Origin of the sequence: Sphingomonas sp. Root720 (genome assembly GCF_001428605.1) — a bacterium.
In the GTDB taxonomy this organism is placed as follows: Bacteria; Pseudomonadota; Alphaproteobacteria; order Sphingomonadales; family Sphingomonadaceae; genus Rhizorhabdus.
In genome coordinates this window covers 252930-273163 of the sequence record NZ_LMID01000011.1, presented here as the reverse complement: position 1 = coordinate 273163, position 20234 = coordinate 252930, and the positions used below count along the sequence as shown (strand labels likewise).

Annotated in this window: 21 protein-coding genes and 1 tRNA gene; 8 read left to right on the top strand and 14 right to left on the bottom strand. The window is 67.2% G+C overall.

Translation table 11 applies throughout. The annotated features are described in order from the left end of the window. Positions 1-20 precede the first annotated feature (20 nt). The gene (locus tag ASE22_RS12035; protein WP_056359424.1) at positions 21-449 is read left to right on the top strand and encodes an ExbD/TolR family protein; all 429 of its coding nucleotides are present in this window, start codon (positions 21-23) and stop codon (positions 447-449) included. Positions 450-558: 109 nt separating this feature from the next. On the opposite strand, the gene ASE22_RS12030 is transcribed toward ASE22_RS12035, so the two are convergent. Then, positions 559-1545 (bottom strand): adenosine kinase, encoded by a 987-nt coding sequence (locus ASE22_RS12030; protein ID WP_056359421.1) that lies wholly within the window; start codon positions 1543-1545, stop codon positions 559-561. A 210-nt stretch (positions 1546-1755) separates the two neighbouring features. Here ASE22_RS12030 and ASE22_RS12025 point away from each other — a divergent pair, with 210 nt between their 5' ends. Next, positions 1756-2706 carry an XdhC family protein gene (locus tag ASE22_RS12025; RefSeq protein ID WP_056361117.1) on the top strand — a complete coding sequence of 317 codons (951 nt, stop codon included), beginning with the start codon at positions 1756-1758 and terminating at the stop codon, positions 2704-2706. Further along, complete coding sequence (locus ASE22_RS12020) at positions 2703-3275, top strand: nucleotidyltransferase family protein (RefSeq protein WP_056359418.1); 573 nt, start codon at positions 2703-2705, stop codon at positions 3273-3275. Before ASE22_RS12025 ends, ASE22_RS12020 begins: the two co-directional genes overlap by 4 nt. A 6-nt stretch (positions 3276-3281) precedes the next feature. Here the strand turns inward: ASE22_RS12020 and ASE22_RS12015 are convergent, their stop codons facing one another. The 3 genes from ASE22_RS12015 to sthA all read right to left on the bottom strand — a co-directional run bounded on the left by ASE22_RS12015 (position 3282) and on the right by sthA (position 8126). Beyond that, positions 3282-5777 carry an ABC transporter permease gene (locus tag ASE22_RS12015; protein WP_056359415.1) on the bottom strand — a complete coding sequence of 832 codons (2496 nt, stop codon included), beginning with the start codon at positions 5775-5777 and terminating at the stop codon, positions 3282-3284. Then, a complete protein-coding gene (locus ASE22_RS12010) occupies positions 5774-6460 on the bottom strand; it encodes an ABC transporter ATP-binding protein (RefSeq protein ID WP_056359414.1) in 687 nt (228 codons plus the stop codon). Before ASE22_RS12010 ends, ASE22_RS12015 begins: the two co-directional genes overlap by 4 nt. A gap of 190 nt (positions 6461-6650) precedes the next feature. Then, positions 6651-8126 carry a Si-specific NAD(P)(+) transhydrogenase gene (gene sthA, locus ASE22_RS12005; RefSeq protein ID WP_082545624.1) on the bottom strand — a complete coding sequence of 492 codons (1476 nt, stop codon included), beginning with the start codon at positions 8124-8126 and terminating at the stop codon, positions 6651-6653. 214 nt (positions 8127-8340) lie between these two features. On the opposite strand from sthA, the gene ASE22_RS12000 reads away from it, so the two are divergent. Then, a complete protein-coding gene (locus ASE22_RS12000; RefSeq protein ID WP_056359411.1) occupies positions 8341-9390 on the top strand; it encodes a DUF2167 domain-containing protein in 1050 nt (349 codons plus the stop codon). After that, the gene (locus ASE22_RS11995) at positions 9311-10096 is read left to right on the top strand and encodes a site-2 protease family protein (RefSeq protein ID WP_200933211.1); all 786 of its coding nucleotides are present in this window, start codon (positions 9311-9313) and stop codon (positions 10094-10096) included. The genes ASE22_RS12000 and ASE22_RS11995 overlap by 80 nt, the downstream gene beginning before the upstream one ends. Before the next feature lie 74 nt (positions 10097-10170). Here the strand turns inward: ASE22_RS11995 and clpA are convergent, their stop codons facing one another. Further along, complete coding sequence (gene clpA / locus ASE22_RS11990; protein WP_056361115.1) at positions 10171-12486, bottom strand: ATP-dependent Clp protease ATP-binding subunit ClpA; 2316 nt, start codon at positions 12484-12486, stop codon at positions 10171-10173. A gap of 128 nt (positions 12487-12614) precedes the next feature. Continuing rightward, positions 12615-12812: a DUF1192 domain-containing protein gene (locus ASE22_RS11985; RefSeq protein WP_056359405.1), complete on the bottom strand. Its 198-nt coding sequence runs from the start codon at positions 12810-12812 to the stop codon at positions 12615-12617. Positions 12813-12894: 82 nt separating this feature from the next. On the opposite strand from ASE22_RS11985, the gene ASE22_RS11980 reads away from it, so the two are divergent. Continuing rightward, positions 12895-13905: an NAD(P)H-quinone oxidoreductase gene (locus ASE22_RS11980; protein ID WP_056359402.1), complete on the top strand. Its 1011-nt coding sequence runs from the start codon at positions 12895-12897 to the stop codon at positions 13903-13905. 147 nt (positions 13906-14052) lie between these two features. Here ASE22_RS11980 and ASE22_RS11975 read toward each other — a convergent pair whose 3' ends face one another. The 6 genes from ASE22_RS11975 to ASE22_RS11950 form a co-directional block, all read right to left on the bottom strand. Beyond that, complete coding sequence (locus ASE22_RS11975) at positions 14053-14658, bottom strand: DUF4142 domain-containing protein (protein WP_056359400.1); 606 nt, start codon at positions 14656-14658, stop codon at positions 14053-14055. 99 nt (positions 14659-14757) lie between these two features. Then, complete coding sequence (locus ASE22_RS11970; RefSeq protein WP_056359397.1) at positions 14758-15516, bottom strand: DUF72 domain-containing protein; 759 nt, start codon at positions 15514-15516, stop codon at positions 14758-14760. After that, positions 15516-15728 (bottom strand): KTSC domain-containing protein, encoded by a 213-nt coding sequence (locus ASE22_RS11965; protein ID WP_235536419.1) that lies wholly within the window; start codon positions 15726-15728, stop codon positions 15516-15518. Before ASE22_RS11965 ends, ASE22_RS11970 begins: the two co-directional genes overlap by 1 nt. A 48-nt stretch (positions 15729-15776) precedes the next feature. Next, on the bottom strand, positions 15777-16208 hold the full coding sequence (locus ASE22_RS11960) for a DUF488 domain-containing protein (RefSeq protein WP_056359395.1): 432 nt from the start codon (positions 16206-16208) through the stop codon (positions 15777-15779). A gap of 10 nt (positions 16209-16218) precedes the next feature. Then, positions 16219-16401 (bottom strand): hypothetical protein, encoded by a 183-nt coding sequence (locus tag ASE22_RS27300; RefSeq protein WP_056359392.1) that lies wholly within the window; start codon positions 16399-16401, stop codon positions 16219-16221. A gap of 167 nt (positions 16402-16568) precedes the next feature. Continuing rightward, positions 16569-17324 (bottom strand): TSUP family transporter, encoded by a 756-nt coding sequence (locus ASE22_RS11950; RefSeq protein WP_056359390.1) that lies wholly within the window; start codon positions 17322-17324, stop codon positions 16569-16571. A 74-nt stretch (positions 17325-17398) separates the two neighbouring features. Here ASE22_RS11950 and tgt point away from each other — a divergent pair, with 74 nt between their 5' ends. Beyond that, a complete protein-coding gene (tgt, locus tag ASE22_RS11945) occupies positions 17399-18541 on the top strand; it encodes a tRNA guanosine(34) transglycosylase Tgt (protein ID WP_056359387.1) in 1143 nt (380 codons plus the stop codon). Positions 18542-18649: 108 nt separating this feature from the next. Here tgt and ASE22_RS11940 read toward each other — a convergent pair. Both ASE22_RS11940 and cpdR read right to left on the bottom strand, forming a co-directional pair. Further along, positions 18650-18724: transfer RNA gene (locus ASE22_RS11940), tRNA-Val, on the bottom strand. A gap of 60 nt (positions 18725-18784) precedes the next feature. Then, positions 18785-19159 (bottom strand): cell cycle two-component system response regulator CpdR, encoded by a 375-nt coding sequence (gene cpdR / locus ASE22_RS11935; protein WP_056359386.1) that lies wholly within the window; start codon positions 19157-19159, stop codon positions 18785-18787. Between the two features lie 164 nt (positions 19160-19323). Between cpdR and ASE22_RS11930 the strand changes: the two genes are divergently transcribed. Next, entirely contained in the window at positions 19324-20196 is an 873-nt protein-coding gene (locus ASE22_RS11930) for an N-formylglutamate amidohydrolase (RefSeq protein WP_056359383.1), read from the top strand. The last annotated feature ends 38 nt before the right edge of the window (positions 20197-20234 follow it).

Here is a 20234-nt window from a genome sequence, read left to right as displayed (position 1 = left end):
GCGTTCGAGGAGTATTAATCATGGCAATGGCCGCAAGTACGACCGAAGGCGAGCCCATGATGGACATCAACACCACGCCGTTGATCGACGTGATGTTGGTTCTGCTGATCATGTTCATCATCACCATTCCGATCCAGACCCACGCGGTTAAGCTCGACCTTCCGGTCGACTCGGGCCAGAACAACCCGCCGCCGGTCGATCCGGTGAAGAACAAGGTGGTGATCACGCCCGACAACCAGGTCCTCTGGAATGGTACGCCGATCGATCTGGTGCGTCTGCGCCAGTATCTCGACATCACCCAGACGATGAACCCGATCCCCGAGCTCCACCTGGAGCCGGATGGCCAGGCCCGCTACGATCTCGTCGACCGCGTCCTCGCGGTGACGAAGCGCGCCCAGGTCGAGAAGATGGGCTTCGTCGGCAACGAGAAATACGCCGGCGCCTTCTAAGGCCGCCGTCGATCTCCAAACAGAAAGGGCGGCTCTCGGGCCGCCCTTTTTGTTTGTGCGTCGTCTAGGGGGCGGCGGCGACCGGCGAACCGGGCGCCGCCACCGTTCGTCAGTCGAGCCCGGCGAATGCGCGCAGCGGTACTTCGGGCCGCGCGCCGAAATGCGAGATCACCTCGGCCGCGGCGAGGCCGGCGATGCGGGCGCATTCGGCCAGCGGCAGTTCGTGGGTCACGCCGTAGAGGAAGCCGGCGGCATAGAGGTCGCCCGCGCCGGTGGTGTCCACGACCCGCTCGACATGCGCGGCGGGGCTCGTCACCCGCTCGTCGCCGCGTACGACGATCGAGCCCTCGGCGCTTAGCGTCACCGCCGCCAGGTCGACCATGGTGGCGATCCGGTCGAGCGCGGCGTCGCGGTCCTCGGTCTCGAACAGCGCGAGCAACTCGGATTCATTGGCGAACAATATGTCGATGCGGTCGCCGATCAGCTCGAGGAAGTCGGCGCGGTGCCGGTGGACGCAGAAGGCATCGGACAGCGACAGCGCCACCTTGCGGCCCGCGCCATGGGCGATGTCGGCGGCGCGGCGGAAGGCGGCCTTGGCGTGCGGCTCGTCGTAGAGATAGCCTTCGAGATAGGTGACCTTCGCCGACGCGACGAGCGCCTCGTCGATGTCCTCGGGCATCAGGTTCACGCAGGCGCCGAGATAGGTGTTCATCGTCCGCTCGGCATCCGAGGTGACGAAGATGATGCAGCGCGCGGTCGACGGGCCGTCGCTCGCCATCGGGGTCGTGAAGCGCACGCCCGAATTGAGCAGATCGTGCCGATAGGCGGCGCCCAGCTCGTCGTCGCGCAGCTTGCCGATATAGCCGCAGGCGGCGCCGAGCGATCCGAGCCCGGCGATGGTGTTGCCGGCCGATCCGCCCGAGGCGCGCGTGGTCGATCCCATCGCGGCGTAGAGCCGCTCGGCGGTCTCCTCGTCGATCAGGGTCATCGCGCCCTTGTTCAGCTTGTGCTCGGTCAGGAACGAGTCTTCGGCATGGGCGAGAAGGTCGATGATCGCGTTGCCGATCCCGACGACATCGAGGGTCGCTTCGGTCATTGATGGTCCTTGCGCTGGGCGACATGCCCGTGGAACGAAGCTCACGCCATGCCCCGCGCGCCCGGTGCGGGCAAGCCCGGACGAGCTTCCTTTCGGCCGATCGCCCTGAAACCTGAACATAGCCTTGGACATCGGGGCTTGCCTGCTTCACGCCGTCGGCGGAAAATGCGGGTTGGCCGCTTGGCCAAGATCTGCTCCCCGGACGGATATATGCTCGACGAACTGGACGATCTTCTGGGCAAGGCGCGCGACTGGGCGGCGCTGGGCCATGGCGTTGCCCTGGCGACCGTGATGCGGACCTGGGGCTCGGCCCCACGCCCGCGCGGATCGCACGCCGTCATCCGCGACGACGGGCTGTTCGAGGGATCGGTCAGCGGCGGCTGCGTCGAAGGCGACGTCCTCGTTGCCGCCCAGGCGCTGCTGCGCGCCGGCGGCGGCGTCGAGCGGCGGGATTATGGCGTGCAGGACGAGAATGCCTGGAGCTTCGGCCTCGCCTGTGGCGGCAGTATCGCGATCCTGATCCAGACGGTCGACGACGCGCATTTCCCGCCAGCGTTGCTGGAACGGATCGTCGCCGAGCGCCGGCAGGGGCGCGCCATCGTCGTCGTCAGCGACCTGGCGACCGGCGCCGCCGTCGAGATCGCGTGCGACGGCGGCGAGGACGAGAGGGCGGAGGAGCGTTTCATCAACCGCTATCCGCCGCCGCTCAGGATGATGATCGTCGGCGCGGTCCATGTCGGCCAGCACCTCGTGCCGCTTGCCCGCCAACTCGGCTACCGGGTCTATCTCGTCGACCCGCGCGACGGTTTCGCCGCGGCGAGCCGCTTTGCCGATATCGACGTCGATCCGCGCTGGCCCGACGAGGCGATGGCCGATTGGCGACCCGACGGCGCCACCGCCGTCGTCACACTCAGTCACGATCCCAAGATCGACGACCCCGCGCTGGTCGCGGCGCTCGGCAGCGACGCCTTCTACATCGCCGCCCTGGGATCGCGCCGCACCCAGGCCAGCCGGATTGAGCGACTGACCGCGGCGGGCTTCGACGAGGCGGCCCTGGCGCGGATCGACGGTCCCGCCGGGATTGCCATCGCCGCCGCTACTCCGGCCGAGATCGCGCTGTCGATCCTTGCCGGAGCGACCGCGGCGCTACGCGGCGCATGACGGTCGGCGCCATCCTGCTCGCGGCGGGCAGCGCGCGGCGGATGGGGACCGACAAGCTGATGGCCGATCTCGACGGCCGGCCGCTGGCCCTCCATGCGCTCGCGGCGATCGAAGCCGCCGGTCTCGGTCTGCCGATCGCCGCCGTCGTCCCCGGCGGGAGGCTCCGCGAACTGTTCGACGGCCGCGCGCGGATCGTCGAGATTGCCGATCATGCGCTGGGCATGGGCCATTCGCTGGCGGCGGCGATCGGCGCGGTGCCCGACGACTGGACGGCGGCGATCATATGCCTTGCCGACATGCCGTTCGTTCGTCCCGCGACGCTGCAGGCGCTCGCTGCCGCCGCCGCGCCCGACGCTGTCCTGCGGCCGGCCTTCGACGGCAGGCCCGGCAATCCGGTGCTGTGGGGCCGCGATCATTTCGCGGCGCTCGGTTCGCTGACCGGCGACCGAGGAGGGCGCGACATTCTCGCCGGGCACCCGGCTGCCTTGATCGCCTGCGACGATCCTGGTGTGCTGGTCGACATCGACACGCCCGAGGCGCTCGCGGAAGCGAGGGCGCGAATCATGTAGTCGGCGCTACAGGGAGCGCAGCGCCTCCGCCGGGCGCGCCGCGAGCACCGGCAAGGAGCCGAGCAGGCCGATGGCGAGGGTGCCGAGCGCGCCCAGGCCGAGGGTCAGGAAGACGATCGTCCAATCGGGCGCCCAGTGCAGCTCGAAGATCCGGGTGACGACATACCAGCCGGCCCCCGTCCCGGCCGCGAGGGCTACCACCGCGATGATCGCTGCGAGCAACGCATATTCGATCGCCTGCGCCCCCAATATCTGTCGGCGGTTGGCGCCGAGCAGTTTGAGCAGCACCGCATCATAGAGCCGCGCGCGCCGCGATGCCGCTACCGCGCCGACGAGCACCGCGACCCCCGCCGCCAGCGCCACCGACGCCGCCGCGCGGATCGCGGTCGCGAGCTGGCCGAAGATGGTCGCGACCTGCCCGACCACATCCTTGACCCGGATCAGCGACACCGACGGGAAACCGCCGATGACCGCGCGATTCACCGCGGTCTCGCGCGCGTCGGGGATGGCGATCGTCGCCATATAGCTGTGCGGGGCGCCCTCGAGCGCGCCCGGCGCGAACACGATGCCGAAGTTGAAGCCCATCGTCTCCCAGTTCACGCGTCGGATCGAGGCGACGGTGGCCTCGATCTCGACGCCGAGCACCGACAGGGTCATCGTGTCGCCCGGCTTGAGATTGAGCGACGCCGCCGCCTGTTCCTCGATCGAGACCAGCGGTGGGCCGGCATAGTCGGCCGGCCACCATTTTCCGGCGACGATCTCATTGCCTTCGGAGAGCCGCGCCGAATAGGTCAGGCCGCGGTCGCCGTTGAGGATCCAGGCGCCCTTGGGGATCGGCTTCATGTCGGTGACGCGGACGCCGCGCACCGCGACCACCGAGCCGCGCAGCGACGGCACGCTGTCGATCCTCGCTTCGGGCGCGCGGGCGAGAATGGTCGAACGAAAGCGGTCGATGTCCTCGGTCGGTACGTCGAGCGCGAAGAAATTGGGCGCGATCGCGGGGACGGTTTTCTCGATCTGGCTGGCCAGGTTGGTCTGCAGTACCGCCAGCAGGACGAACAGGGTCAGACCGAGGCCGAGAGCGACGATCAGCCGGTCGGTCTGCGCCGCCGGACGGTGGAGATTGGCGATGGCGAGCCGTAGCAGCGGACGGCGCGGGCGGGGCAGGGCACCGGCGCCGCGCCGGACCAGCCAGCCGATCCCGCCGAGCAACGCGAAGATGCCGGCGGTCGCGGCGAGAAAGCCGGCGCTCAGCATCGGCTCGCGCGCGGTGGCGATGGCGAGCAGGGCGATACCGAGTCCCGCCGCCGCCATCGGCAGCAGCACCCGCCAGCGCGGCCAGCCGAACGGCTCTATCCGTGCGCGGAAGATCGCCGCCGGACTGACCTGTCCCGCGCGAGCGAGCGGAGACAGGCTGAACAGTAGCGCGGCGAGCAGGCCATAGACGGCGCTGATCAGCAGCGGCAGCGGGAAGATCGCGAATTTGGGCGCGACCGGCAGCGCGTCGCCGGCCAGCGCACCGACGATCGCCGGCACCGCCGCACCGACGATCAGGCCGCCGGCGATTGCACCCGTCGAGACGATCGCGACCTGGATCAGGTAGATGCGGACGATCGTCGCCGAGGAGGCACCCAATATCTTGAGCGTCGCGATTCCCGGTCGCCGCTGGTCGAGCCAGGACGCTACCCCGTTACCGACGCCGATTCCCGCGACGACGAGCGCGGTCAGGCCGACCAGGGTGAGGAATTGGCCGAGTTGGTCGACGAAGCGGCGCAGCCCGCGCGCGGCGTTGGTGCGGTCGCTGACCTCCCAGTTGGCATCGTGGAAACGGGTGTCGAGCCGCTCGGCGACGGCATGGGCGTCGCGGTCCGCGGGCAGGCGGATGCGGTAGCGCGCGGTGAAGAGGCTGCCGGGCTGGACGAGCTTCGTCGCCGCCAGCCCGGCGCGCGAAACGAGGATGCTTGGGCCCAGGGTGAAACCCTCGCCGACCCGGTCGGGCTCGTCGGCGATCAGTCCCGCCACCCGAAAGCTCGTCTCGCCAACCCGGACCCGGTCGCCGACGGCGAGCGACAGCCGCTCGGCGAGCGCGGGCGCGACGATCGCGTCGAGGCCGGCGGGTCGTGCCGCGATCGCCCCGGGTGCTACCGTCAGGCTGCCGTAGAGCGGCCAGCGATCGTCGACGCTCTTGAGCTCGGCCAGCACCGAGGCGGTGGCGTCGGCACGCGAGGCCATGGCGCGTAGCCGCACGGTCTCGGATACCGTGCCCAGCCGGGCGAAGGCGGTGCGTTCATCGGGGGCCGCCTCGCGCTGGGCGACGCGCATCTCGATGTCGCCGCCCAATATCTCCTGCCCGCGACTGTCGAGTTCGGCGGTGATGGCGCGGGCGAGGCTGCCGACTCCGGCCAGCCCCGCGACGCCGAGGAACAGGCAGAGGATCAGGAGACGCAGCCCCTTCAGCCCGCCGCGCATGTCGCGCAGCGCCAGCGCCCAGGCGCCGTTCATGCTGCCTGCCGGTCGGAGATGATCGCCCCGTCGCGCATCTCGACGATCCGAGCGCAGCGGGCCGCCAGTACCGGATCATGGGTGATGACGAGCAGCGTCGCGCCGGTCTCGCGCTGGCGGTCGAACAACAGGTCCATGATCGCACCGCCGGTGGCACCGTCGAGATTGCCGGTAGGCTCGTCGGCGAACAGGATGGCGGGACGCGATGCCGTCGCGCGGGCAATAGCGACGCGCTGCTGCTCGCCGCCCGACAGCTGCGAGGGATAATGGTCGAGCCGGTGGCCGAGGCCGACCGCTTCCAGCTCGGCCTGCGCACGCGGGAAGGCGTCGGCGGCGCCGGCGAGCTCGAGTGGAACCGCGACATTCTCCAGCGCGGTCATCGTCGGCAGCAGGTGGAAGGCCTGGAGGATGATGCCGATCCGTCCGCGCCGCGCGGCGGCAAGCGCATCCTCGTCGAGCTTCCCGAAATCGAGCCCGTCGATGTCGATCCGGCCGCCGTCGGCGCGTTCCAGCCCCGACAGCACCGCCATCAGCGACGACTTGCCCGATCCTGACGGCCCCAGCAGCGCGACCGTCTCGCCCGCGCCGATGGCGAGATCGATGTCCTTGAGGATGTCGACCCGCGCCGATCCCTTGCCCAGCGCGAGACGAACGGCGCTGGCGTCGATGATGGGATATGTCATGCGGGGGGAGTGATCCTCGACAGTTGCTGTACCGCAACATGAGGATTGGTACGGTGCCGATCAATGGGCGCGGGTGAAAAACCTGAGCCCAAGCCGTCATGCCCGCGAAAGCTGGCATCTTATGAGCAGCGCAGTGCGCGAGCCTCCCGAGACCCCAGCCTTCGCTGGGGTGACGGTCTAGGGGTGGCCGTTACGCCGCCGCCGCCTTCGGTCCCTGCGCCGCCATCCGCTGCAACTCGGGCAGCGCCCGGTCGAGCGCGCTCCGGAGATGGTCGTCGCAGCGCGGCATCCGGTTCCAGGCGTCGAGCGCGGCGATCTTGTAGGCCTCGGCGAGGGTCGGGTAATTGAAGGTGTTCTCGACGAAATAGTCGATTGTTCCGCCCAAGTTGAGCACCGCCTGGCCGATATGGATCAGTTCGGTCGCGCTCTCGCCGATGATGTGGACGCCGAGCAGGCGGCGATCCTCGAGCGCGAAGATCAGCTTCATCATTCCCGATTGCATGCCCATGATATGCCCGCGCGACGTCTCGCGGAAACGGGCGATGCCGCATTCATAGGAAATGCCGCGCTCGCGCACCTCCTGTTCGCTGAGGCCGACCGTGGAGATTTCCGGCACCGCGTAGATGCCATAGGGGAAATAGGAGGGAGCGGGGGGCATCGGCGCGCCGAAGGCGTGGCAGGCGGCGATCCGGCCCTGCTCCATCGAGGTCGAGGCGAGGCTGGGAAAGCCGATCACGTCGCCGGCGGCGTAGATGTGCGGCACGTCGGTCTGCAGCGTCGCCGGATCGACTTTGAGCCGCCCGCGGCCGTCGGCCTCGAGCCCGCAATTCTCCAGCCCCAGCGCGGCCGTCGCGCCGATCCGACCGGCTGCATAGAGCAGCATTTCGGAGCGGATGCGGCGCCCGTCCTCGAGGATCGAGATCGCCCAGCCCTGGCCGTCGACCTCGACCCGGTCGAGCTTCGCGCCGAGACGGATCGCCATGCCGCGATCGCGCAGCTGGTGGACGAAATCGTCGATGATCTCGCGGTCGACAAAGTCGAGGAAGCTGTCGCGCGGCTCGATCAGGGTCACCGGCACGTCGAGCGCGGAGAAGATCGTCGCATATTCGATGCCGATCACGCCGGCACCGATCACCGTCAGGCTGCGCGGCACCCTCGGCTCGGCGATCAGCGCGTCGCTGTCGAGGATGGTGGTGTCGTTGAACGGGATCGAGGAGGGGCGGTAGGGCGCCGTGCCGACCGCGATCAGCACGCGCTCGGCTTCGAACAGCTGGACGTCGCCCTGCGGTCCGGTGACCTGGATCTCGTGCGGGCCTCGGAAGCTGGCGGCACCCTCGATGGTGCGCACGCCGTTGCGGGTGAACTGATGTTCCAGCACATCGATCTCGTGGTCGAGGGTCTTCTGCAGGCGGGCGTTGAGGTCCTCGCCGCAAATCTCCTTCTTGACCCGGTAAGCCCGGCCATAGAAGCCGCGCTCGCGCCAGCCGGTCAGGTTGAGCACGGTCTCGCGCAGCGTCTTGGACGGAATCGTCCCGGTATGGACCGAAACCCCGCCGACGCGGTATCGATTCTCGACCACCAGCGTCGACTTGCCCAGCTTGGCGGCCTGGATGGCGGCGCGGCGCCCCGCCGGCCCGCTGCCGATAACGATCAGTTCGTAGCGCATCGCATCGCGTCCCCCGGAAGTCCCGTCACGGGCCCGACGGTCGGTTCTGCATCCGGAGTCCGGAAGATATGGTTAACGCCGAAACGAAAAGTGGCCGGTTGCGGTTCAGTCTGCGGGTCCCGTCTGGCGCATGGTTCACCTCCAGTTCCGATCCAATCATGCTTTTCCACGAGACCGTAAGAGCCTATCGACGCATTGGGGATATGGGGGTTTCATGCGCGTCGATCGATCGTTCAGCGTCTTTCTGGCGCTTTTCATGCTGATGTGCACGTTCGGCGGAACGGCTCCCGGCCTTGCGCAATCCGAACCGACCACCGCCCAGCAGGCGGAAATGCAGGCTGCCTGGAACGCTGCCGCGAAGACTGCCACGCGCGGCCCGGCGGACGTGAAGCTTCTCGATCAGGCGTCGCTGAAGATCAAGGCGGATCAGGTCTTCGTTCCCGCGGCCGAGGCGGACAAGGTCATGAGAGCGCTTGGAAATCCATCGCAGCCCGGCCGCCAGGGATTAATCGTCGCTGTCGATGAGAAACAGCCTTGGCTCGTCGATGTCACCTGGACCGGCGAAGGATATGTCCGCGATGGCGAGGCGAAGGAGTGGAAGTCGGACGCGCTACTCGAAGCGCTCAAGGAGGGTACCGAGAAGGCCAACGAAGATAGAACGGCGCGTGGCTATGCGGCCATCGATGTCGTGGGGTGGGTCGAGGAACCCCATTATGACGCCGTGTCGCATCGCCTGGTTTGGTCATTGTCGTCGCGCGTAAGGGGGGCCCCGGCCAGTCTGCCGCAGACGATCAATTACAACACCTTCGCACTTGGCCGCGAAGGCTATTTCAGTCTCAATCTCATCACCGTTTCGAACCGGATCGCCGCGGACAAGCATGTCGCTACGCAGCTTCTCGCGGCACTCTCCTACATCCCCGGCAAACGCTATGCCGATTTCGATGAATCCACCGACAAGGTGGCTGCTTATGGCATCGGCGCGCTTGTCGGTATCGTCGCGGCCAAGAAGCTGGGCTTGCTGGCCGTGATGGGCCTTCTTCTCGTCAAGGCGTGGAAGCTTGTGATCGTCGCGATCGTCGCCATCGGTGCGATCCTCCGCCGGATCGTCGGGCGGAACCGGCCGACGGAAGGGGTGGTGGCCGAATCCGGTTCGGAAACGCTTCCGGAAGCGGCCGCGGAGTCCGATGTCGTCGACCGTTCCGAGCTTCACCCGCAGATACATCCTCGCGAAACGCCCGAGCCGGGCTCGAAAAGCGATTGCTAATATGCTGGCGTTGTTGTTCGGCCTTTTTAAATTGGGGAAGGTCGGCGGCACGCTCGTCACGATGATCGTCTCGCTGGCGGCCTATTCGCTCATCTTCGGATGGCGCTATGCCGCCGGCTTCGTCGGATTGCTCCTGCTCCATGAAATGGGGCACTTCATAGCGGCACGGCAGCGGTCTCTTCCGGTCAGCATGCCGACCTTCATTCCCTTTGTCGGCGCATGGATCGAGTTGAAGGGTCAGCCGATGGATGCCGAAACTGAGGCCTATGTCGCTGCCGCTGGACCGCTGCTTGGGACGGTCGGCGCCATCCTGGTCTATTTCTGGGGTCGAGAGACGCAGGACGGGTTGTTGCTCGCGATCGCCTACGGCGGCTTCTTCCTCAATTTCTTCAATCTGATTCCGCTTTCACCGCTCGACGGCGGACGGATCACGGCGATCATATCGCCACGCATCTGGTTCCTGGGCGTTCCGCTGATGGTGGGTCTAATGCTCTATCGGCCGAGTCCGCTGCTCTTCATCATCGCGATTGCCGCGATACCGGCATTGAAGCAGGCTTGGACCCACGATCCTGAGACTGAGGAAAACCGCTGCTATTATGCAACGTCGGTAGCAACCAGGGTGGAATATGGGCTGATCTATCTCAGCCTTGTCGCCTTTCTCGCTTATATGACCAGCGCGACCCACGCGATGATCGGAAGGGTCTGACAAAGCGCGGTCGCCAAAAACAAAAAAAGGCCCGCCTCTTGCGAAGCGGGCCTTCTTGATCAGCCTGCTTTGGGTCAGGCCTTGATCTTCGGCTTGGTGCTGCCGCCCTTCTTGGGCCGTTTCGGCGCCGCGGGGACGATCTCGAAGGACAGTGCGTCGTCCTTCAGCTTCACCTTGACCTCGCCGCCATGGACGAGCTTGCCGAACAGCAACTCCTCGGCCAGCGGCTGCTTGATCTTCTCCTGGATCAGGCGGCCCATCGGGCGGGCGCCGTAGAGCTTGTCATAGCCCTTGGCGGTCAGCCAGGTCTTGGCTTCGTCATCGAGGCTGATGTGCACCTCGCGGTCGGCGAGCTGCAGCTCGAGCTGGAGGACGAACTTCTCGACGACCCGCGAGACGACCTCGGTCGGCAGATAGCCGAACGGCACGATCGCATCGAGGCGGTTGCGGAACTCCGGCGTGAACATCTTCTTGACCGCTTCCTCGTCCTCGCCCTCGCGGGTGAGGTTGCCGAAGCCCAGCGTCTCGCGCGCCATGTCGGACGCGCCGGCGTTGGTGGTCATGATCAGGATGGTGTTGCGGAAGTCGACCGTCTTGCCGTGGTGGTCGGTCAGCTTGCCGTTGTCCATCACCTGCAGCAGGATGTTGAACAGGTCCGGATGCGCCTTCTCGATTTCGTCGAGCAGCAGCACGCTGTGCGGATGCTGGTCGACCGCATCGGTCAGCAGGCCGCCCTGGTCGTAGCCGACATAGCCCGGAGGCGCGCCGATCAGCCGGCTGACCGAGTGGCGCTCCATATATTCGGACATGTCGAAGCGCTGGAGCGGGATGCCGAGGATCGAGGCGAGCTGGCGCGCGACCTCGGTCTTGCCGACGCCGGTCGGGCCCGAGAACAGATAGTTGCCGATCGGCTTGTCGGGATCGCGCAGGCCGGCGCGGCTGAGCTTGATCGCCGAGGAGAGCACCTCGATCGCCTTGTCCTGCCCGAACACCACCCGCTTCAGGTCGGTCTCGAGCTGGCCGAGGACCTTCTTGTCGTCGGTCGACACCGATTTGGCGGGGATGCGCGCCATCGTTGCGATCACGGCCTCGATCTCCTTGGGCGTGATCACCTTCTTGCGCTTGTTCGGCGGTACCAACATCTGCGAGGCGCCGACCTCGTCGATCACGTCGATCGCCTTGTCGGGCTGCTTGCGGTCGCTGATGTAGCGCGACGACAGCTCGACGGCGGCCTTGATCGCGTCGGGGGTGTACTTGACGTTGTGGTGCTCCTCGAACGCCGAGCGCAGCCCCGCGATGATCTTGATCGTGTCCTCGATCGTCGGCTCGTTGACGTCGATCTTCTGGAACCGGCGCAGCAGGGCGCGGTCCTTTTCGAAATGGTTGCGGAATTCCTTGTAGGTGGTCGATCCGATGCAGCGGATCGAGCCGCCCGACAGCGCCGGCTTGAGCAGGTTCGATGCGTCCATCGCACCACCCGAGGTGGCGCCAGCGCCGATCACCGTGTGGATCTCGTCGATGAACAGCACCGCGTGCGGCAGCTTCTCCAGCTCGGTCACGACCTGCTTGAGCCGCTCCTCGAAATCGCCGCGATAGCGGGTGCCGGCGAGCAGCGCGCCCATGTCGAGCGAGTAGATAACCGCGGGCAGGAGCACCTCGGGAACGTCGCCTTCGACGATCTTGCGCGCGAGCCCCTCGGCGATCGCGGTCTTGCCGACGCCCGGATCGCCCACATAGAGCGGATTGTTCTTCGAGCGGCGGCACAGGATCTGGACGGTACGGTCGACCTCCGGGCCGCGGCCGATCAGCGGGTCGACCTTGCCGTTCTTCGCCTTCTCGTTGAGGTTGACGCAGAACTGCTTGAGGGCGCTCTCGCCCTTCTTGCCGTCGGCCTTGGCCTGGGCCTTCTCTTCTTCCGCGCCCTTCACTTCGCGTTGCTCCGTGGGCTGGCCGGCCTTGCCGACACCGTGGCTGATGTAGCTGACCGCGTCGAGGCGGCTCATGTCCTGCTGCTGCAGGAAGAAGACGGCATAGCTCTCGCGCTCGCTGAACAGCGCGACGAGCACGTTGGCGCCGGTCACTTCCTCGCGGCCCGACGACTGGACGTGCAGGATCGCCCGCTGGACGACCCGCTGGAAGCCGCTGGTGGGGGAGGGATCGGTCTCGCCCTCGACCTTGAGCGCGTCGAGTTCGGTGTCGAGATAGTTGGTGACGGCGTTGCGCAGCTCGCCGAGCTCGACGCCGCAGGCCGTCATCACCTTCGACGCGTGCTCGTCCGCGATCAGCGCGAGGAGCAGATGCTCCAGCGTCGCATATTCGTGGCGGCGGCTGCTGGCTGCGCTCAGCGCATTGTGCAGCGTCTGTTCGAGTTCGCGGGCGAAGGAAGGCATGGTCGTTTTACTCCATTCGGCATGGGCCGAGCCATGCCGCTGAACCATATGTCGGGTGCCTGGGGCCGTTCATCAAGAACCCACCCCTGCCGGAGCCGATCGGATATCGATTTCCGGCCGGCGCACCCTCATCGCTTGAATAGGTTTTCTGCTGTTGCGCGATGGTTAATGGCGTTCTTGATTTTAGATCGGCACCGTTCGATCTCACCCTCTAGGGCGGTAATCCGGGCTTCCAGCTCGTCGACCGAAAGATGATCGATATCCTGCCAGATGAGCTGATTCACCGGATCGTCGGGGCGCTTCGCGAAAAGATCGTCGGGCTCCATGCGGACAACGTTGACCCTGGCGGGCCGCATGTCAATAAACCCTTACAGAAACGGCCAGAAGCTCAGGCCAAAAGGGGGACGAATGGCCGGGATTCCAGAATCGATGGTTGCGATCGACCCCGACGGCAAGGGCGGACCCGAAATATTGCTGCCCGTCCGCCGCGCCGTCCCGGTGCCGGGGCCGGGCCAGGTGCTGATCCGAGTCGCGGCGGCAGGGGTCAACCGCCCCGACGTCGCACAGCGCAACGGCGCCTATCCGCCGCCCCCGGGCGCGCCGTCGATCCTCGGGCTGGAGGTTGCCGGCGACGTGGTGGCGCTGGGCGAGGGAACGCTGCCCGAGATGCTGGGGCAGGCGGTCTGCGCGCTTGTCGCCGGCGGCGGCTATGCCGAATATGCCGTGGCCGACGCCGGCCTCTGCCTGCCGGTCCCGAACACGTTGTCGATGGTCGAGGCGGCGTCGATCCCCGAGACGCTGTTCACGGTGTGGAGCAACGTGTTCGAACGCGCCTATGCCGCCGAGGGCGACCGGCTGCTCGTCCATGGCGGTACCAGCGGGATCGGCACGATGGCGATCCTGCTCGCCCGCATCTTCCAGGTCGAGACGATCGTGACCGCCGGGTCGGACGAGAAATGCGCGGCGGCGCGCGGGCTGGGCGCGACCCATGCGATCAACTATCGCACCCAGGATTTCGTCGCCGAGGTCGCCCGCATCACCGACGGCCGGGGCGTCGACATCGTCCTCGACATGGTCGGGGGCGACTATCTGCCCCGCAACCTCGACTGCCTGGCCGAGGACGGCCGCCATGTCTCTATCGCGGTGCTGGGCGGGGCGAAGGCCGAAATCCCGATCTGGAAGATCATGCAGAAGCGGCTGACGCTCACTGGATCGACCCTGCGGCCGCGCGGCATCGCCTTCAAGGCGGCGGTCGCCGACGAGATCGCCTCGGTCGTCTGGCCGCATGTCGAGGAGGGGCGGTTGAAGCCCGTCATCGACGCGACCTTCCCGCTCGCCCAGGCCGCCGACGCGCATCGCCGCATGGACGAGGACCATATCGGCAAGATCGTTTTGATCGTGGGAGACGACGGCGGGTAACAGGAGCTCTACACGAGCCCAGGCGAGCGTTCACGCCAAGGCTCGGCTGCGCTCGCATATGACGATGTGCAACGGCGCGAGAACGGAGAAGGCCGGGCCCTTCGGCCCGGCCTTCCCGTCATCAGCAGCAAGGGTTTTGCGGTCCGATCACTTGTCCAGCGACTTGGCGTGATCGAGGTGCTTCTGCACGACCGGCGCGATCTCTCCGGCGGCGGTCTTGAGCGACGCCGTGTCGCCATGCTCCGCATAGTCCCGCATCAGCGCGAGCGCGTCCTGGTGCGCGTCGACCTGGTCGTCGATATAGGCCTCGTCGAACTCGGCGCCCTTCTTCCTGCCCAGCTCCGCCAGATCGTCGTTCTGGTCGCTGGTCAGCGTCGGATCGGGGGTGATGGCCGGGCTCGCCGTGGCGGCGGCCGCCTTGATCTTCGCGGTCGAGGCGGTGTGCGCCGTGATCATCTCCGCCGCGAAATCCTTCACGGCCTGGGACGAGGCGTTGGTCACCGCCAGCTTGGCCGCCGCGATCTCATAGGCGTCGGACTTGGCGGCCTTGTTCACGAATTCGGGTCCACTGGGCGTCGCCGACAAGGCCTGCTTGGCATCGACCATGGCGTTCGACGCCATCGCGCCCGCGGCGTCGGCGGTTTCCATGGCGCCGTTGGCGACCGTGTCCGCGGTCTGCTCGGCCTTCTTGCCGCATGCGGCAAGGCTCAGGGCCAGCGCCGCGGTCGACGCGATCAGGATATGTCTATACATTATTCGTCCCTCCTGGAGCCTCACCGTTGGAGGCGGAAGCGCTGTGCGTTTCGCCGATCACGTGAATCAGGCCCTTTCCATGGTAGAGGCCTTGAACGTTCAAGGACTCGGTGGCCGGCTCTTAACGACTGGAATGACGCGACGTTCCGGATCGACGAGCTTCGCCTGAAGTTTGAGGGCGTCGCCGGTCGCGGCCATCGCCGCGGTGTTGTCGAAGATGCACCATCCCGGGGTTGCCCGCAGCCGCGCCGCATAGCGGTCCAGCACGGCATCCCCATAGGCCGAGCGGTACATGACAGGCGAACCGTGCAGCCGGACATAGACGAGGCCGGGCCAGCCACCGGGTTCGCCCGCGCCATCCGCCGGCGCGGGGTCGGCGGCGGCGCGCGCGATCCCATGATCGGCCAGCAGCCGGTCCGCACCGTCGGTGAACCAACTCGCGTGACGCGGTTCGCAGACGATCGGTGCGTCGCTCGCCGCTCGGCACAGCGCCAGGAAGGCAGAGACGATAGGTCGATCGAACGCCAGCGATGGCGGGAGCTGGAGCAGCAGCACGCCCAGCTTGGCGCCGAGGCCGCCGGTCTCTTCCGCGAAACGTTCGACCGCGTCGGCGCAGGCGACCAGCCGCAGCTCGTGGCTGACCAGCTTCGGGAATTTCACCGCGAACCGGAAATCATCGGGCACGCTCTCGGCCCAGCGCCGATAGGTCGCGACGCGGTGCGGGCGATGGAAGCTGCTGTTGATCTCCACCGCAGAGAAGCGCGTCGCGTACCGCTCGAGATGGGATCCCTCGCCCGGGAAGTCGGGGCGATAGCGCGATCCGATCGACCAGCCGGCCGTGCCGATCCTGACGGTCATCAGCGATCGCGGGTAAAGCGGAAATGGTCGCGGATGCGCGCGTTGAAGAACTGCCCCTTCGAGCGCGCGGCGCGCATCGCGGCGACGATCCGCGCCGGCACGTCGTGATAGCTGTAGCACCGGCCGGTCACGAACTCGACGTCGAGTCGCTGCGCGGGCGCATCATAGTCGAAGCTGCGGATGACCGAGGATGGCATGCGCAGGAAACGCATGAGCGATCTCTCCGCTCCCGCAGGTCCCGCCGGGCCAAGCCGTCGCCTTCAGGGGAAGAGGTCGACCACCTCCGCACCGGGAAACACCGCCTCGACGAGCAGCGAGCGGTGGCAGCAGCCGGGCTCGCGTTCGAAGCAGAGCAGGGCGGTCGGCCGCTCGCCGGCCATGTCGGCCAGCATCGCGGCCTGGGCCATGGCGTCGGGCTGCGCGAGCTGGCCAGCATAGACCCGGCGCAGCGTGTCCATGTCGTGACGGCGCGCGGCGGTACGGCCCTCGGGCGGCGTGCCGAGCGCCTTTAGCCCGACATAGTCGATGCCGGCCTCGCGCAACCCGGCCGCCAATATGTTCTTCGAGAAGCCGGGGCGCCGCGACAGCGGCACCGCCCGGATATCGGCGAGCAGCGTCACGCCCGACTCGCGCAGGCGATCGACCAGTTCGGCCTGGGTGGCGCCCTCATAGCCGATCGTGAAGACCCGCATGGGCGCCCGCTCAGCTCTTGCCGCCGCTGGTGTCGCGGTTGGTGTAGAGCAGCGCGGCGACGATCGCCGCCGATCCGATGCCGATCGCGGCGCCGACCACGGCGGTCTTCTTGGTGATCCTGGGCGCCTGGATGCCCTTCTTCTTCGACGCGGGCTTGCTGTCCGGCGGGGTGCTGTCGTCGCTCAACGTCACTCTCTCCTGCGTGTCGGCCTGTCCTGAGCTCCAACGGCCCGGAAAGGCAAGAGGGTCCCGGCAAAGTCGTTCCGGTGCGGTTGCGAACGGCCCGGTCGGTTTCCCCCTCATATTCGATCGGCGTCGCGGGGGGAATCCCCTCCGCCACGGCTGGGCCGATGATCGGGCTAGGTCAGCGCGTCCCAGAGCAGCTTTACGGTAAGTGCGAGGCAGATCGTCACCAGCACCGGGCGGATCACCTTCGCGCCGAAGCGGATGGCGGTATGCGAGCCGGTCCAGGCGCCCGACGCTGCGCCGACCGCCATGCACAAGCCCAGCAGGATCATCGCATGTCCCGTGGAAAGAAACACGATCAAGCTACCGAAGTTGCTCGCGAAGTTGAACGCCTTGGTGTGGGCCGTCGCGCGGATAAGCCCCATGCCGCGCAGCGAGACGAGGCTGGTCGCGAAGAAACTGCCCGTGCCCGGCCCGAAGAAGCCGTCATAGAATCCAATCGCACCGCCGACCGGCAGATAGCCGCGCGTCCCGACGCGGTGGTGGACGTCCTCGTCCGACATGCGCGGGCTGAGCAGTACATAGGCGGCGACCGCCACGAGCAGCACGGGCACGATCAGCTTGAGCACGTCGGTCGTGATCGACTGGACGATCCAGGCGCCCAGTCCGGCTAGGATGAGGATGACAACGACCTGCGGCCAATAGGTCCGCCAATCGATCATGCCCTTGCGGCTGAAGTTGATCGTCGCGGTGGCCGAGCTGAAGCTCGACTGAAGCTTGTTGGTGGCCAGGGTGGCGATCGGCGGTACGCCGGCGGCGAGCATGGCGGGGACGGTGAGCAGCCCGCCGCCCCCGGCGATGGCGTCGATGAAGCCGGCCACGAACGCAACCAATGTGAGCAGCGCGTAGATTTCGGGCCCGAGATGCATGGCGGATGACCTGCCCGAGCGCGAAACGCGGTGCAAGCCTTGGCAGTGACGGGCAGTCCCTTTAAGGCCGGCCCATGACGGAACCCCGCTTCCACTTCTCGATCGCCGCGACCGACGGCAAGGCCCGCACCGGCACGATCCGCATGCGCCGCGGCGAGATCCGCACGCCCGCCTTCATGCCGGTCGGGACCGCCGCGACGGTCAAGGCGATGAAGCCCGCCGACGTCCGCGCGACAGGCGCCGACATCATCCTCGGCAACACTTATCACCTGATGCTGCGGCCGGGGGCCGAGAGGGTCGCCCGTCTCGGCGGGCTGCACGCGTTCATGCGCTGGGACCGTCCGATCCTGACCGATAGCGGCGGCTATCAGGTGATGAGTCTGTCGGCGCTGACCAAGCGGAGCGAGGAGGGGGTTTCGTTCAAGAGCCATCTCGACGGTTCGGCGCACATGCTGAGCCCCGAGCGGTCGATCGAGATCCAGCGGCTGCTGGGATCCGACATCGTCATGGCGTTCGACGAACTCGTCCCGACCACCACCACCATGCAACAGCAGGCCGAGGCGATGGAGCGATCGATGCGCTGGGCGAAGCGGTCGCGCGCCGCCTTCGACGCGGGCGGCGAGCATGCCGGACGGGCGGCGCTGTTCGGCATCCAGCAGGGCGCCCTCGACGAGAGTCTGCGCAAGGCCTCGGCCGATGCGTTGCTGGCGATCGGCTTCGATGGCTATGCGGTCGGCGGCCTGGCGGTGGGCGAGGGGCAGGCGGCGATGTTCGCCACGCTCGACTTCGCGCCCGGCCAGCTCGATCCCGAAAAGCCGCGCTACCTGATGGGCGTCGGCAAGCCCGACGACATCGTCGGCGCGGTCGAGCGCGGCATCGACATGTTCGACTGCGTGCTGCCCACGCGTTCGGGCCGCAACGGGCAGGCCTTCACCCGTCAGGGCCCGATCAATCTTCGCAACGCCAAGTTCGGGGAGGACCTGCGGCCGCTTGACGAGAGCTGCGCCTGTCCGGTCTGCGGCCAGTTCAGCCGCGCCTATCTCCACCATCTGATCCGTGCGGGCGAGATCCTTGGCGCCATGCTGATGACCGAGCACAACCTCGCCTTCTACCAGGCATTGATGGCCGATCTGCGCCTGGCGATCGTGGCGGGCACGCTCACGACGTTCGCCGATGATTTCCGCGCGGCCTATCATGGCGGGGCCGCTTCGGGCTGAGCAGCACCTGCCGCCAGGAGCGCGCGGAAGGGGCGTGAGCGGGGATGATCGGATCGCCAGGACCAGAATCAAAAACCCCAGCAAGTCGAATGACTTGCTGGGGTTTAGTGGTGGGCGTGGCAAGGATTGAACTTGCGACCCCTGCGATGTCAACACAGTGCTCTACCACTGAGCTACACGCCCAACGGGGGGCTCCCTAGCCGAGGCATCCGGGGTGCGCAACCCCGTGGGAGCGCTTTTTCTTCAAAGGCCCGAAGCGCTGCCCACCAGGAACATGCGATCGACCTCCATGACCAGGTCGCGCAGGTGGAAAGGCTTGGACAGGACCTTGGCATCGGGCGGTGTCGCACCGGACTTCAGCGTGACCGCGGCGAAGCCGGTGATGAACATGACGCGCATGTTGGGAGCGATGACGTTGGCGCGTTGCGCCAGTTCGATGCCGTCCATTTCCGGCATGACGATGTCGGTCAGCAGCAGATCGAAGCTGTCCTTCTCGATCAGCGGCAGCGCGGCGGTACCGCGATCGACGCTGGTGACGGCATAGCCCGACCGCTCGAGGGCGCGGGCCAGATATTCGCGCATCGAATCGTCATCTTCAGCCAGCAATATTCGGATCATGACCCCGATCGCACTCCGCGGCCGGCCACATGCCGGACAAGCGCCTGTCCTTATGCTATAATCCCTTAATAAATTCCAGCCGGCTCGAAAATTCGACCTTTGGCGGTCGGCGGCGGAAAAGCGCCGGTTGCGCGCCGTGCCGCACCTGCCTAGCACGGACGGCGATGGCCTCCGAACCCGCTTTCACCATCCTTGGCCCCGCGATACCGCGTTCGCCGGTACTGCTCGCGGTGCCCCACGCCGGCCGCGGCTATCCCGAGGCGGTGATGGCGCGGGCGCGGGTACCGATGGATCGCCTGCGCGCGCTGGAGGATCGCCATGCCGACCGGCTCGTCGACCAGGCCGTGGCTGCGGGCGCGACCGCGATCGTCGCGCATGTCGCGCGCGCGGCGATCGACCTGAACCGCGATCCGCGCGAGATCGACCCGGCGATGATCGACGGCGGCATCGGCAGCGGCGGAGACACCGGCGGGCTGGTGATGAGCGGCAAGGTCCGCGCCGGCCTCGGCCTGTTCCCGCGCCGGCTGCCCTCCTGCGGCGAACTGTGGCGTGCCCGGATGACGGCGGACGATGCTGCGCGGCTCATCGCCGAGGTCCACGAACCCTATCATCGCGCGATCGCCGAACGGATCGAGGAGACCCGCCGTCAGTTCGGTACGGCGGTGCTGATCGATTGCCATTCGATGCCGCCGCTGCCGGTGCGGCAGGCAGGTGGCCCAGTGCGGATCGTGATCGGCGACCGCTTCGGGGCGGGGGCCTCAGCGGCGGCCGTCGACCTCGTCATGGCGGTGATCGACGGGGTGGGGCTGCGGGCGGCACGCAACCATCCCTATGCGGGCGGCTACACCATCGATCGCCACGGCCGGCCTCGCCGGCAGGTCCACGCCATCCAGATCGAATATGACAGGTCGCTCTATCTCGATGCCGCGCTCGATGCACCGACGGCGCAGATCGAGGGATGCGGGCGGTTGCTGGCGGCGATCGTCGCGGCGCTGGAGGCGTCGTTCAGCCCGGATATGCCGATCGCAGCCGAATAAGGACGCAACCGTCCGGAAAGGTCGATGACGGGCGAATC

Coding starts and splice junctions, on each gene's coding strand:
- ASE22_RS11975 (WP_056359400.1), bottom strand. CDS start 14,658: ATGTATAGACATATCCTGATCGCGTCGACCGCGGCGCTGGCCCTGAGC.
- ASE22_RS11985 (WP_056359405.1), bottom strand. CDS start 12,812: ATGGAGCCCGACGATCTTTTCGCGAAGCGCCCCGACGATCCGGTGAAT.
- ASE22_RS12020 (WP_056359418.1), top strand. CDS start 2,703: ATGACGGTCGGCGCCATCCTGCTCGCGGCGGGCAGCGCGCGGCGGATG.
- ASE22_RS12015 (WP_056359415.1), bottom strand. CDS start 5,777: ATGAACGGCGCCTGGGCGCTGGCGCTGCGCGACATGCGCGGCGGGCTG.
- ASE22_RS12035 (WP_056359424.1), top strand. CDS start 21: ATGGCAATGGCCGCAAGTACGACCGAAGGCGAGCCCATGATGGACATC.
- tgt (WP_056359387.1), top strand. CDS start 17,399: ATGACGGAACCCCGCTTCCACTTCTCGATCGCCGCGACCGACGGCAAG.
- ASE22_RS11980 (WP_056359402.1), top strand. CDS start 12,895: ATGGCCGGGATTCCAGAATCGATGGTTGCGATCGACCCCGACGGCAAG.
- ASE22_RS12030 (WP_056359421.1), bottom strand. CDS start 1,545: ATGACCGAAGCGACCCTCGATGTCGTCGGGATCGGCAACGCGATCATC.
- ASE22_RS12000 (WP_056359411.1), top strand. CDS start 8,341: ATGCGCGTCGATCGATCGTTCAGCGTCTTTCTGGCGCTTTTCATGCTG.
- clpA (WP_056361115.1), bottom strand. CDS start 12,486: ATGCCTTCCTTCGCCCGCGAACTCGAACAGACGCTGCACAATGCGCTG.
- ASE22_RS11970 (WP_056359397.1), bottom strand. CDS start 15,516: ATGACCGTCAGGATCGGCACGGCCGGCTGGTCGATCGGATCGCGCTAT.
- ASE22_RS12010 (WP_056359414.1), bottom strand. CDS start 6,460: ATGACATATCCCATCATCGACGCCAGCGCCGTTCGTCTCGCGCTGGGC.
- ASE22_RS11960 (WP_056359395.1), bottom strand. CDS start 16,208: ATGCGGGTCTTCACGATCGGCTATGAGGGCGCCACCCAGGCCGAACTG.
- ASE22_RS11930 (WP_056359383.1), top strand. CDS start 19,324: ATGGCCTCCGAACCCGCTTTCACCATCCTTGGCCCCGCGATACCGCGT.
- ASE22_RS12025 (WP_056361117.1), top strand. CDS start 1,756: ATGCTCGACGAACTGGACGATCTTCTGGGCAAGGCGCGCGACTGGGCG.
- sthA (WP_082545624.1), bottom strand. CDS start 8,126: ATGCGCTACGAACTGATCGTTATCGGCAGCGGGCCGGCGGGGCGCCGC.
- ASE22_RS11995 (WP_200933211.1), top strand. CDS start 9,311: ATGTCGTCGACCGTTCCGAGCTTCACCCGCAGATACATCCTCGCGAAA.
- ASE22_RS11950 (WP_056359390.1), bottom strand. CDS start 17,324: ATGCATCTCGGGCCCGAAATCTACGCGCTGCTCACATTGGTTGCGTTC.
- cpdR (WP_056359386.1), bottom strand. CDS start 19,159: ATGATCCGAATATTGCTGGCTGAAGATGACGATTCGATGCGCGAATAT.
- ASE22_RS11965 (WP_235536419.1), bottom strand. CDS start 15,728: ATGCGTTTCCTGCGCATGCCATCCTCGGTCATCCGCAGCTTCGACTAT.